This window comes from Arthrobacter gallicola (genome assembly GCF_014836775.1).
Classification (GTDB): Bacteria; Actinomycetota; Actinomycetes; order Actinomycetales; family Micrococcaceae; genus Arthrobacter_B; species Arthrobacter_B gallicola.
Genome location: NZ_JACSQD010000008.1, coordinates 115,901 through 128,356 on the forward strand (window position 1 = coordinate 115,901; position 12,456 = coordinate 128,356).

Here is a 12,456-nt window from a genome sequence, read left to right on the forward strand (position 1 = left end):
GCGTTTGAACCGGCTGGGACAGAACCTGATCGTACGAACCTTGCATTGCGGGCACGTAAACGGGAGATCACCCCGTATTAACACCGCCGGATACAGCGCTGTCCCTGCTGCGCCCGGAAATATCACGGGTGCGGCAGGGACAGCGAACCGATCTGTGCTGAATGCGCGGAGAGTTAGGCAGCGACCGTTGCTTCCGCTGCGTCCTCCGCAGTGATCGGAGTGTTCTTCGGCGCCGAGGCGCGGACAAAACGCGGACCATCGGGACCATACGCATCGGCGGGTTCCGGGAACAGAGTCAGAACCAGCGGATAGAGCAGCGCGGCCAGACCGATCGAGACCGGAATACTGAGGTCCACACCCGCCGCGAAGTTCCCCAGCGGGCCGACGAACTGGCCCGGCAGGTTGACGAACATCAGGCCCGTGACTGCGGCAATTCCCCACACACTCATGGCCCGCCAGTTCCAGCCGTTATTGAACCAGTACCGGCCTCCCACCTGACGGCGGTTGAAGACCTGCAGCGAATCGGAGTCGTACCAGCCGCGGCGGGTCACAAAACCGACCATCATGATGATCATCCACGGGGCGGTGCACGTGACGATCAGCACGGCGAAGGTGGAGATGCTCTGGACGATGTTGAAGGCAAACCGGCCGACGAAAATGAAGATGATCGCCACGGTACCGATAAAGATGGTGGCTTGGACCCGGGAGAACCGGGTGAACACGGAGGAGAAGTCCAGGCCTGTTCCGTAGAGTGCGGTGGTGCCCGTGGACATACCGCCGATCAGTGCGAGCAGGCAGACCGGCAGGAAGTACCAGGCGGGGGCAATTTCCAGCAGGCCGCCGACATAGTCGGAGCCTTCGAGGAAGGCCGGGGCCTGAACGGCGATGATCGTTGCCGTGACCAGGCCGAAGAGGAACGGCACCAGCGTAGCCATCTGGGCCAGGAAGGCAGCTCCCAGGATCCGGATTTTGGGGGTCTCTGCCGGGATATACCGGGACCAGTCCCCCAGGAATGCGCCAAAGGACACCGGGTTGGACATAACGATCAGCGCTGCACCGATAAAGGAAGGCCAGTACAGGGCCGCAGTTTCAGCATCCGCGCCGGGTCCGAAGATCCCGGCGTAGGAGGGATCGAACGCTCCGGCGAACGCCACGATACCCAGCAGGAAAAGCGCGGAAGCGGCGACAACTGCGATTTTGTTGACCCACAGCATAAACCGGTAGCCGTAGATGCAGACGGTAAGGATAAGGATGGCGAAGACCGCGTAGGCAGCGCTCAGCGTGAAGACGTTGTTCGGCAGGCCAACCAACCGGTTGGCGCCGCCCACCAGCGCATCGCCGGAGCTCCAGACGGAGATCGAGAAGAAGGCGAAGGCTGTCAGCAGCGACAGGAAGGAACCGACGATGCGGCCGTGAACACCAAGGTGCGCGGAGGATGAGACCGCGTTGTTGGTTCCGTTGGTCGGACCGAAGACTGCCATCGGCGCCAGGACCAGTGCCCCGGCCACCAGGCCAAGGACCGTGGCGAGCAGAGCATCGCGGAAGGACAGGCCGAAGATAATGGGGAAGGAGCCCAGCACCACCGTGGCGAAGGTGTTGGCCCCGCCAAAGGAGAGACGGAATAGGTCCCGCGGCCGGGAAGTCCGGTCCGGGGCGGGAATCGGTTCAATGCCGTGTTGTTCCACCCGGGCGACCCGCGGAGTTACTGCACTCATTCCGCCTCATTAGCGCTGGCGGCGGGTGCCGGGGAGAGGTGCTCATGGACGGCCAGGACACTGCCGTCTGCTGTGCGGGCGAACACGATGGTTTCGCGTTCCCGGGTCTCTTCAGCGGCGCCGGGTGTGCCGGCTACGGTGTGCACGTCATGCGTGAAGATGGCGGACGGACCGGCGAGCTGGATCCGGACATTCGTGCTGATGCAGGACTCGATAGCCCAGCCTTCCGCGGTCCAGCTCTCCCAGAGCGCACGGTATTCGCCGCGTGATTCCAGCCGGGCCGGTTCTGTGTGAAACACGAACGTGGCGTCTTCGGCAAAGGCATCAAAGTAAGCCTCGGTGTCGGTGGCGGCAAACGCGGCCACCAGGCGCTGGGCGGCGGTTTGGACCTCATCGCGGGTCAGATCCATTCCTGGCCCTCCTTTTTGCTGTGTGCCCGGGACGGCGGGCAGGGTGTGGATCGCATCACTGCGATACGAGTGTGACTACTAAACATCAAAAATTGCATATTAGGCAACTCGGAGGTGTGAAACCAAACGCCGCCTCCGGAGTAAAACGAGCGGCAGCACAGGAGGAGCCTTCCGCAGGCACGGAAGGCTCCTCCTCTCACGCGGGCGAAAACCTACGGGATCAGTACCAGCCGGATCGGATTACCTTCCTTGGCATCCAGGGACTTCACGGCCTGCTCAGCCGCGGCCAGCGGGATCCGTGCACTCACTGACTTGGCGAAGTCCAGGCGCCCAAGCCGGGCCAGGGACACCAGCTGGGGCACGTGATGGGCCTCGGATCCGTAGTGGCCGCGGATCTGCTTGCGGGCGAAGGAAAACTCTGTGCTGTCGTGAATCGTCATCGGCTTGCCGCTGAGTCCCACAAGGACCAGCCGTCCGCGCTGTCCCAGGCAGTCGAGGGCCTGTGTCCTGACCGCATCGACGCCGGCGAAGTCCAGCGCGACGTCCAGTCCGCGCCCACCGGTGGCGGCCGCCATTGACTCGGCAAAGTTCCCTGCCATGGGGTCAAGGGCAAAATCGGCGCCGAAGGCCAGGGCCCGCTCACGGGCCTCCGGGAGGGGATCGACGGCGATAATCGGCGCGGCCCCGATCAGCCGCAGCAGCTGGACACCGTGTGCGCCCAGCCCGCCAATACCCCAGACGCCAACCGACTCGCCGGCGCGCACGTCTGCGGTCGAGGAAATGGCTCCCCACGGAGTGGATACGGCATCCGGGATGATCGATGCCTGATCGAACGGTATGAGATCGCCCAGCGGGACCAGCACGCCGGCAGGGACCACCACATACTCAGCCCAGCCGCCGTCGTAGTCCACACCCATCGTGAGAGTCACACCATTGTGCTCATACCCTGCCTGGACCACCACACGGTCCCCTGCCGCCACGGAGGTCACACCGGGCCCGGCAAGATCCACGGTCCCGGCCACCTCATGGCCGAGGGTAACTTCATCGCCCTGCAGGAACTTGGGGCGAAGCAGCCCCTGGATCAGGTGGACATCCGAGAGGCAGACACCCGCCGCACCCACCTTCACCCGGACGAAACCGGGGCCGGGATCCGGCACCGGTACTTCTTGCAGGGCGAACTTTCCGGTTTCGACATTCAGGCGTCCGGCGATCATCATCCGGGTAGTGCCGTTAGACATTGCAAACCTCTTATAACAGTGGAAACTGCGGCAGCGGCTGCGGCCGCAGAACCCCATTATCTGCCCGCGTAACAATCGCACCAAAAGACCCGGCGGCTGGTGCCAGGCCTGCCGGGTTCGCTGGGTTTGCTGGAGTACCGCCCGGGAGGGCGCGCCTGCTATTCACCCTCGACATACAGCCAGCGGCCTGCTTCACGGAGGAAACTGCTGCGTTCACGCTGGACTCCGGGCACGCCGCCCTCCCGATAGTGCGCCGCGAAGGTGACGATGCCGGTGGAGTCAAGGGGGCCGCCGGCGGAGGTGGAGAGGATGTCCAGACGACGCCAGATCCGGTCCGGATCCAGGTCCAGCCGTGCCGGACGGGTACTGGGATGCCAGGTACGGAGAAGGTAGCTGCTGTCCCCCGTGACAAAGGCGGAATACCGCGAACGCATCAGCGCTTCAGCCGTCGGAGCGGGGACGCTGCCTTGGTGGAACCGGTGGCAGCATTCGCCATAGGTCTCTCCGCTGAGGCAGGGGCAGCGGTCGGAGATGTTGAGCACCGGGAAAGTCATTGATTAAGTATGCGAGACTCCGGGTCCCACGCATAAACCGCCTAGGGCGGACTGATGGGCTGCGGCGGTGTTCCGGTGACCTGTCCGGGATGAAGCGGGGACCGGTTCTGGTCTGCAGCACCCACCCGGCCCGCTGCCAGAACGACGGCGACGGTAAGCACCGTCATGGCCAGGACGGCAAGCAAAGCCCTGCCGGTGATCACCGCTCGGCTGGGGGTCGCATGCAGAGTGCCGGCATATCCCTGGGCAGCACGCCGCGAACCATTGGTCCGCCGCCGCCCGCCGCTCCGCCGCCCGGCGGGCCTGGTGGCCGCCACCAAGCCGATCGAAGGCGGGGTCGGCGGGGCTGCCGGGGTGTGGACATCCGGGTGCCCCGGTCCGCCGCGCTCCGCGGGGTAGGCGGCATCCCGCTCCGCGCCCGGCACAGACGCCGCGGGTTCCGGCAGGTCCGGCGCCGCCGTGGCTGGCTCGGGAACCGCTGCCCCTGGTCCTGCTGGCCTGGTTCCAACTGGCCCAGCTCCGGCTGGTTCGATTTCTGCTGATCCAGGTGTCCAGCGTCCATCTGTGCCGGCTGTTCCGTTTGATCCCGGGACCGCTCCGGACACAATCGAAGCGGCGGCGTCCTGGGCAGGCCCGGGACGCCCCGTTTCGGTTGCCGGGCCCGGCACCGCGGATGCGCCGGCCCACCGAAAATCCAGCAGGGACGCGGAAACCTCCGCTGCCGTAGGCCGGTCAGCCGGGGTGCGTGCCGTCATGGCAGCCAGCAGCGACCGCCATTGCGGCCCCAGGGTTGCAGGAATCTCGGGGTCACGGCTCAAGCGTGCAACTGCAGCCTCAACGGCGCTGCCCCCAAATTCGATCCGTCCCGTAACGCTCTCCAGCAGAACCAGCCCCAGGGAGTAGATATCTGACGAGGCGCAGGCCGAACTTCCGGACGCCTGCTCAGGGCTGAGGTAGTTTGCGGTTCCCAGCGTTGCACCGGTTGCCGTGATCCGGGCGCCGTCCACCATCCGGGCGATGCCGAAGTCGGTGAGCTTAGCCCGGGGTGCCGTACCGGCGATAGCGGGGGGCAACAGAATGTTTGCCGGCTTTACGTCCCGGTGCACTACGCCGCGGGCATGAATATATGCCAGGGCGCCCGCCAGTTCCGCCCCGATATACGCAGCATCCGCGGCGGGGACAGGCTGGTCCCGCAGCCGCTTCCGGAGGTCCGGTCCGTCGATCAGCTCCATGACCAGGAAGGCACGCGGTTCACCGGCCGGTCCGTCGTCGCGGCCGGCGTCATCCTTGCCGGCATCAAACAGCGTGACCAGCCCGGGGTGGGTGAGGGAGGCCAGCAGGTGCATTTCGGTGTCCTGGCGCTCAACGTCGTCGGGATCCACAGCACTGGCCCGGAAGAGCTTCACCGCTATATCGCGGCCGAGGGATTCATCCTGCCCTCGATAGACCGTGGCCATGCCGCCGTGACCTATGGGTTCGGTGAGTCGATAACGGCCCGCAATCAGACGATTCAGGCCACCCGCTGCGCTGATTTCCATGCTGCAACCTTCTCTCGCCACTTAAGAGTAACGGGTGGTTTGCAGCACGTAGATGGGCTCCGGGCAACTATTTTTCAATTGGGTTTTTCCCTCGTGGAAGTCTCCCGAATGCGCTAAACTGCCCTGCCAAATTTGACTCCGGCAGGGCAGTAAGGCGGCATCCTTCCCCCGGTGTTGAACGCTGCCGGGGGAAGGTGGTTTCCTAGCCGCCGAAGACCGGAGCCAGCGCCTTCCAGGCCTGCTGAAGCCCCAGAATGATGAACAGCAGGGCGGTGATGCCAAGGGCAATATTGGTGTGCAGGCGGTTGGCGTACGCCTTGGGAATCCGCTTGCCGTTGAGCAGGCCCAGGAGGGTTACTGCGAGGAACGGCATAAACAGGGACCCAAGCACGCCGTAAGCCAGAATCAGGCCGATCGGCTGCCCCAGGGCGAACAGGATCATCGGCGGGAAGGTCAGCCAGAGGACGTAGAACTTGAAGTACTTGCCGCCGACACGGGTGTCAGGGTGTCCGGATTCCTTGCCGCGCATGTTGCCCCAGAAATCGGCAAACATCAGGGAGACGCCGTTCCACACGCCGATGATCGAGGAGAAGGACGCCGCCCAGAATCCCACGAGGAATCCGGTGCCGACGAAGTCTCCGTACTCCACCTTCAGCACGTCATAAAGATCGAGCAGGCCTTCATCGCCGGCGCTGAGGGAGATCCCGGCGGTGCGGACAACCTCGGCACCGACGATCAGCATGGCAATCACAAAAATGCCGGTCATCACGTAGGCCATCGAGTTATCGATGCGCATGACCTTCATCCATTTGGGCGTGTACCAGCCTTTTTCCCGGAGCCAGTAGCCGTAGGCAGCGAGCGTGATGGTGCCGCCGACGCCGCCGGCAAGCGCCAGGGTGTAGACGACGCCGCCTTCGGGAATCATCGGCACCAGGCCCTTGAACATCTCCGGAATATTGGGCACCGCAATGACTGCCAGGCCAACGACGGTAACAAACATCAGGCCGACCAGGACGGCCGTAATCTTCTCAAACGTGGCGTATTTGCCGAACCACACCATCACGAATCCGGCCAGCCCCATGCAGATGGCCCACGCCCAAAGCGGAAGGACCGGGAACACTGCGGCCAGTGGGAGCGCCGCGGAGGACATCGCCGTCGCACCGTAGACGAAGCCCCAGATCATGATGTACGGGCCGAAGTACCAGGTGGTCCAGCGTCCGAGGGAACGCCAGCCTTCGAAGATGGTCTTTCCGGTGGCCAGCGTGAAACGCCCGGCCCCTTCAACCAGGATGATCTTCAGGATGACGCCGAGGATGACGGCCCACAGCAGCCCGTAGCCATAACGGGACCCGGCCACAAGGGTCGCCACCATGTCGGCCGCGCCGACACCGGTGGCGGCAACCACAAGTCCGGGTCCGACTATCTTCCATTTGGCGGGTGCGCCGCCGTCGTCATCTATTCGCTCGGAGTGCGGAACGGCACCCGAGCGGACGTTGTTTTCAGCCATCGGCCTGGGATTCCTATCGTGCGGGAGGCCGCGGCGGGAGATCAGCCGCGGCAAAAGATGTGCCGGGGCTCACCCGGGACAATGAATTCTCTCACACGCCTTGTGCGGCATCGAATTGTCTGAACGGACTAACCGCAGGTGCCCCATATGCCTCATAGGCCGCGGTTTCATGAGTTACAACCGTCAGCCCGGCCTCGATGGCGGTCGCCGCTATGAGCGACCGGAACGCGGCCCGCGCGTCCGCGTTCCCCGCCGGCGGCGCTGCCGGCAGCGACCGCCACGCCACCGCCACCTGATGGCTGACCGGAAGGATGTTCCCGGAAAACCGGTGCACGAATTCGTCGAGCCATCCGTCAGGGCTCTCCTGGGCATCCAGCTCCGCGAGCGTCAGGGCGGAGACGAAGATGCGCAGGTGGCTGCGGCCGCGCAGGAAGGCGACGACGCCGGGGTCCGGAGAGGGGCCGCGCACCTCCGCCACCACCGGCGTATCAAGGAGCAGCCCCGCCTGTGTGCTCATACGGCTGTGGCTGGGTCGCCGAGAAGGAAGCTGATAAAAGCTTCCCGCCCGCTGACCAGGGCCTCATATTCCTGGAGGCTGACAGCGTGAAGAGACTGGTGTGCGGGGAAAGTCGTATCCATGGGTGCGGCGCCGTGCGCCGGTCCTTTCGGCGTGCTCTTGCCTGGCACCGGTTGCCGCTGGGGGCGAGTGCAGGCCGCTTCTTCATCCGAACCACCCAACGAGCGTGGGGTTGGTATGCGGCCAAGTCGGAGCTTGGCGGCCGCAGTTCTTGAAGCTGTTGGAAGTATAGCCTCCCGGCGCCCCAATGTGTGTTCCGTTACATCCCATGTCATCTTCGCCGGAACCAGGGCGCGGCCGCTAAGGGGAATAGGTCCCGTTGTACTGCCGCGGAACCCATTCCATAAAGATGTTGGCCGTCACCGGGCCGATTCCCTTAAATCCTTCGAGGCGCTCCCTGAGCTCTCCGGCCGAGCCTGCTCCCTTGACCATCTGCTCCAGTGACCCGTACCGCCGGATGATTCCGGCCATCACGGAGTGCAGTTCGTCGTCTTCCTTCCAGCGGTAGTGCACATAACCGCCTTCGGTCAGCAGCTCCATGAGCCGTTCCCGGCTGACCGAGGAGAAGCTCCCGGGGTTCGTCAGCCCGTTATCAATAAGCACGCGCCAGGTTCTGGCGGCGATGTCCTGCTGGATGCGCTTGCCGAACAGCAGACTCGCCAGGAACCAGCGGTACAGCTGATCGGGATCTCCACTGCCAAGGTCGATGCCAAGATCCCCGGGGGACAATTTGGGTTCGTTTGCCGCCATACAAGCCAACGTACGCCCGCCGAAAGCGCTTCGGAAGGTACCCAGGCCTGCAGAAGAAAACTGCCGGCAGAGAGGAAACTGCCGGCAGGGGGCGCAGGCTCACCAGCCATCGGACCGGACAGCCGTACACGCACAGACAACTGGTTAAACCACAGGTGCAGGACGGTAAGCCGTCCTGCACCTGTGTCCAGCTGGCCCGTGAATGGGGCCGGAAGCCTTGGTTAGACAGGCTGGATGTTTACCGCCTGGGGGCCCTTGGGTCCCTGTTCGGTATCGAAGCTAACCTTCTGGTTCTCTTCGAGGGAGCGGTAGCCGCTCGCGTTGATAGCGGAGTAGTGGGCGAAAACATCGGCGCTGCCGTCGTCGGGCTCGATGAAGCCAAAGCCCTTTTCAGCGTTAAACCATTTCACGGTGCCAGTTGCCATTTTTAATCATCCTTCTGAGGCGAAACAACCCCGACCGTCGGGGAGCTTCCAGTTGCTGTGCCGTTTACGGCCTTCTACAAAAAAAGCGGCGTTGCCCTGGATCTGGGTTTCGGCCGCTTGGATACAAAATGCTCAACACAACAACTGCGGCTAGTATACACAGCGGCCGGGGAAGCGTCACGGGTCTTTTGACTCCCCTAGGCTGGAAAGATGGACTCCCCGATCGAGCACTATCTGCAGCGCATCCACGCCGAGATTTCCGACCTAAAGGACGGGAAACCCTACAGCTCCATCCCGGCCATGGCGAACGTTGACCCCAACCGCTTTGGCATTGTCCTCGCCACCGCTGACGGCTACGTCTACGAGGTGGGTGACACCCGGGAGGAATTCAGCATCCAGTCAATTTCCAAACCGTTCACCTACGGACTGGCGCTGGCTGACCGCGGGATGGACGACGTCGATGCGAAGGTCGACGTCGAGCCCTCCGGCGATTCCTTCAATGAAATCTCCCTCGCCGAAGGAACCGGCCGGCCGGCCAACGCGATGATCAACGCGGGAGCCCTCACTGCCACCTCGCTGGTCCGCGGTTCCGGCGGCAACTCCCGTTTCAAACGGATCCTCAACACCTACTCGGCGTTCGCGGGCCGCCAGCTTTCCGTCAGCGAACGCATTTACCAGTCCGAGCTGAAGTACGGCCACCGCAACCATGCCCTGGCCTACCTGCTGCGCAGCTTCGACATCATCGAATCCGACCCGACGCCGGTGATCGAGGACTACTTCCGGCAGTGCTCCGTGATGGTGACGGCCCTGGACCTGGCCATGATGGCCGCCACGCTGGCCAACAGCGGCCGGAATCCCCTGAGCAACGAACAGGTGCTGGATATCGCCCCGGTGGAACGGGTCCTCTCCGTCATGGCGACCTGCGGCATGTATGACGACGCCGGCGCCTGGATGAGCAGTGTCGGGATGCCCGCCAAGTCCGGTGTAGGCGGGGGAACCATCGCCGTGCTGCCCGGACAGATTGGGCTGGCCGTCTACTCTCCGCCGCTGGATGCCCACGGCAGCAGCGTCCGCGGAGTCGCAGTCAGCCAGCGGCTCTCCCATGACCTCGAACTGCACTTTGTCCGCGCCGGGCGGACCGGACGTTCGGCACTCCGGGCCGCGTATGACATTGGGACCACGCCGTCGGGCATCCGCCGGAGCGAGGACGCCGCAGCGCTGCTGCGGGCCAACGCCCACCGCGCCCGTGTCCTGGAGCTCAACGGTGATCTGCTCTTTGCCGGAGCAGAAGCCATGGTGCGGGAACTTTCTTCCCTCCAGGACGACGTTGAGCTGGTGGTCCTGGATCTGCGCAGCGTGGACGAGGTCTCCGGCGTGGCGCTGCGGATGTTCGCCGAGGCGGCACAGATGCTGACCGATTCCGGCAGGGCGCTGGCCATGGTGGATACGGTCGGTGACGTGGCGGCCGACCTCACCCGGAACGGGCACCCGGTCCTCGCCTTTGGAACGCGGTCCGCCGCAGTGGAATGGTGCGAGGATGAGCTGCTGAGACGATACGGCGCGGACCTAATCCAGCCGGAGCGGATTCTCCCGGCGGACTCCCCCGCCCTGGCCCCGCTGGGCCAGGAGGCCGCCGAGGACCTGGCCGGCCGGATGGAGGAACTCTCCTACGCCGACGGCGACGTCATCCGCCGCATCGGCCAGCGGTTCAGCGGCGTGTACTTTATCAGCTCCGGATACGTGCAGACCCTGATGCCGGGGCCTGACGGGCAACGCGTGAAACTGAACCGGCTGGGTGCCGGCATGACATTCGGCGAGATGGCGCTCGGCGACGACAAGCGCCAGGAAACCACGGTCAAGGCCGACGGCGAGGTCCAGGTATGGCGGCTTCCGGCTGAGGAGATCGCCCGGATGGAAGCCGACGAACCGAGGCTGGCCATGGCGTTCTGGCGTGCCCTGACCCAGGATGCCTACACCCGGGTGGAGCAGTATCTGCGCGAAACGGCTGTACGGGTCCAGGACTAGCTCCGGCTCCCTCTTCCTCCCCCTCATCGGGGAGGAAGAGGGAGCCGGGAGAGCTTAAACAAGAAGAGCAGGACGGTTGCCCGTCCTGCTCTTCTTTTTAGATACCTGCCTTTACGGCGGTGTCTAGGCTTCTGAAATTAGAGGCCCTGAATGTTCGTGGCCTGCGGACCCTTGGGGCCTTGCTCGGTGTCGAAGGAGACCTTCTGGTTCTCTTCGAGGGACTTGTAGCCGCTGGAGTTGATAGCGGAGTAGTGAGCGAAGACGTCGGCGCTGCCGTCGTCCGGCTCAATGAAGCCGAAGCCCTTTTCGGAGTTGAACCACTTCACGGTACCTGTAGCCATTTTTAATACTTCTTTCTGCTCGAAACCGTTCCCGACTTTCGGGGGGTTTCAGTCGCGGTGTCCGTTTTTACCGCTTCTACAGAAAAAGCGGCTAGCCCGTCTGGGTTTCGCCGCTTGAAATACAAAACGCGCAACACAACAACTGAAAAAGACTATACACGACTCCCGCCGGGTGTGCTAATCCCGGTTTCCCTACCCGCCCTGCCCGCGTCCATGTGGGCGTCCCGGTGCTACTCCGGCTGCAGCAGTTCAGCCGGGATCTTCGCCCGGTCACGGACCCGTCGCAGGAGGACCCTGTCGATCGGAAGCCCCCGGCGGAGCACACTGACATCCCCGGTTGGTTCCAGGATGACGAGAGCGACTTCGGAGAAGTTCCTGATCCCGGCCTGCCGGAGCTTGAAGTACAGCTCGTCTTCCTGGATCCGTGCCTGCCGCAGTCCGCGGGCCAGGATCTGGTCCCCGGCCATCAGCAGGATCGGCCGGCTGCTTAGATACGATCCGCGCTTGGTCCGCCGCAGGTAGGCCTCCAGCCGCAGCATTCCGAACATGGTTGCCAGCCCGATGATGCCTGCCGTCAGCGTGGGCGTGTACCCGAGCACCACCCGCCCCAGGACCGCTCCCAGGGCAATGACTATCGCCTTGTCCATTGTCGACCAGCTGGCCAGCGCACGCTGCCCGAAGCCCCGGACCAACAGGAAAAAGGCGAGATAGATACCCAAGGCCGACAGAACGACCCAGAGCGCTTCAAGAGGCGAAATTCCAAGGCTGTGCCACACGGCGGATCTCCTATCGGGTGCACCTGTCCCCCGTCAGCTCAGGTTAGCCCCATGCCCCGGCCCGGGGCACCGCCTTTCCTTCCGGGATCCCCGCCCGGTTGCCCGCTTAAGCGAAAACCGAGTCCCCGGCCCAGGGACGGACCAGCTCGCGCTGTTCCTCGCTGACCCGCAGCAGGCGTCCGGAGACACCGTCCACGAAGGCCAGCGTTGTTTCCGCCTTGACACACGGCACACCCGTTACGGGATCGGACACCAGGTAGGAGATACCCAGGCTCGCACCCTTAATGGAGCTGATCCAGATGTCCACATCGGCAGGGATGTTGCGGTACTCCAGCGGGGCCAGGTACTTCACCCGGTGCTCAGAAACGAGGGACTGCGCGTTGGCCGGGACAGCGTTGAACAGTGCGATCGGCGGCTCTGCGCCCGGCGCACCGGTCCCGCCGGGCGGACCGAAGGCCAGAATGCGGGCTTCTTCCAGCATGCGCAGGACTTCCACGTTATTGATGTGCCCGTAGGCGTCCATGTCCGACCACCGCATGGGCACGTGCACACGGATGGCCTGGGAAGAGTTCGTCATGAATCTGATTTTGGCACAGGGCC

At 64.1% G+C, this 12,456-nt stretch carries 13 protein-coding genes and 1 riboswitch; of the genes, 1 reads left to right on the forward strand and 12 read right to left on the reverse strand.

The annotated features are described in order from the left end of the window. Positions 1 to 173 precede the first annotated feature (173 nt). From H9639_RS15880 to H9639_RS15920, 9 genes are all read right to left on the reverse strand, one after another. The gene (locus H9639_RS15880; protein ID WP_191809046.1) at positions 174 to 1,715 is read right to left on the reverse strand and encodes a purine-cytosine permease family protein; all 1,542 of its coding nucleotides are present in this window, start codon (positions 1,713 to 1,715) and stop codon (positions 174 to 176) included. After that, positions 1,712 to 2,125 (reverse strand): YybH family protein, encoded by a 414-nt coding sequence (locus tag H9639_RS15885; protein ID WP_191809047.1) that lies wholly within the window; start codon positions 2,123 to 2,125, stop codon positions 1,712 to 1,714. The genes H9639_RS15880 and H9639_RS15885 overlap by 4 nt, the downstream gene beginning before the upstream one ends. A 212-nt stretch (positions 2,126 to 2,337) precedes the next feature. Further along, positions 2,338 to 3,363: a zinc-binding dehydrogenase gene (locus H9639_RS15890; protein WP_225219695.1), complete on the reverse strand. Its 1,026-nt coding sequence runs from the start codon at positions 3,361 to 3,363 to the stop codon at positions 2,338 to 2,340. A gap of 158 nt (positions 3,364 to 3,521) precedes the next feature. Next, positions 3,522 to 3,917: a YchJ family protein gene (locus tag H9639_RS15895; protein WP_191809048.1), complete on the reverse strand. Its 396-nt coding sequence runs from the start codon at positions 3,915 to 3,917 to the stop codon at positions 3,522 to 3,524. 41 nt (positions 3,918 to 3,958) lie between these two features. Beyond that, a complete protein-coding gene (locus H9639_RS15900) occupies positions 3,959 to 5,455 on the reverse strand; it encodes a serine/threonine-protein kinase (RefSeq protein WP_225219696.1) in 1,497 nt (498 codons plus the stop codon). 202 nt (positions 5,456 to 5,657) lie between these two features. Then, positions 5,658 to 6,962: an Nramp family divalent metal transporter gene (locus H9639_RS15905; protein ID WP_191809049.1), complete on the reverse strand. Its 1,305-nt coding sequence runs from the start codon at positions 6,960 to 6,962 to the stop codon at positions 5,658 to 5,660. A gap of 91 nt (positions 6,963 to 7,053) precedes the next feature. Continuing rightward, complete coding sequence (locus H9639_RS15910) at positions 7,054 to 7,479, reverse strand: PIN domain-containing protein (protein WP_191809050.1); 426 nt, start codon at positions 7,477 to 7,479, stop codon at positions 7,054 to 7,056. A 150-nt stretch (positions 7,480 to 7,629) separates the two neighbouring features. Continuing rightward, positions 7,630 to 7,756, reverse strand: a riboswitch (SAM riboswitch). A gap of 83 nt (positions 7,757 to 7,839) precedes the next feature. Then, entirely contained in the window at positions 7,840 to 8,289 is a 450-nt protein-coding gene (locus H9639_RS15915; protein WP_191809051.1) for an HhH-GDP family DNA glycosylase, read from the reverse strand. A gap of 221 nt (positions 8,290 to 8,510) precedes the next feature. Further along, a complete protein-coding gene (locus tag H9639_RS15920) occupies positions 8,511 to 8,714 on the reverse strand; it encodes a cold-shock protein (protein WP_191809052.1) in 204 nt (67 codons plus the stop codon). A gap of 210 nt (positions 8,715 to 8,924) precedes the next feature. On the opposite strand from H9639_RS15920, the gene glsA reads away from it, so the two are divergent. After that, on the forward strand, positions 8,925 to 10,739 hold the full coding sequence (glsA, locus tag H9639_RS15925; protein WP_191809053.1) for a glutaminase A: 1,815 nt from the start codon (positions 8,925 to 8,927) through the stop codon (positions 10,737 to 10,739). A 137-nt stretch (positions 10,740 to 10,876) separates the two neighbouring features. Here the strand turns inward: glsA and H9639_RS15930 are convergent, their stop codons facing one another. The 3 genes from H9639_RS15930 to H9639_RS15940 form a co-directional block, all read right to left on the reverse strand. Further along, positions 10,877 to 11,080 carry a cold-shock protein gene (locus tag H9639_RS15930; protein WP_055240158.1) on the reverse strand — a complete coding sequence of 68 codons (204 nt, stop codon included), beginning with the start codon at positions 11,078 to 11,080 and terminating at the stop codon, positions 10,877 to 10,879. 230 nt (positions 11,081 to 11,310) lie between these two features. Further along, positions 11,311 to 11,856 carry a DUF421 domain-containing protein gene (locus tag H9639_RS15935; protein ID WP_191809054.1) on the reverse strand — a complete coding sequence of 182 codons (546 nt, stop codon included), beginning with the start codon at positions 11,854 to 11,856 and terminating at the stop codon, positions 11,311 to 11,313. Between the two features lie 106 nt (positions 11,857 to 11,962). Continuing rightward, positions 11,963 to 12,433, reverse strand: a complete 471-nt coding sequence (locus H9639_RS15940; protein ID WP_225219697.1) for an acyl-CoA thioesterase — start codon at positions 12,431 to 12,433, stop codon at positions 11,963 to 11,965. Positions 12,434 to 12,456 lie beyond the last annotated feature (23 nt).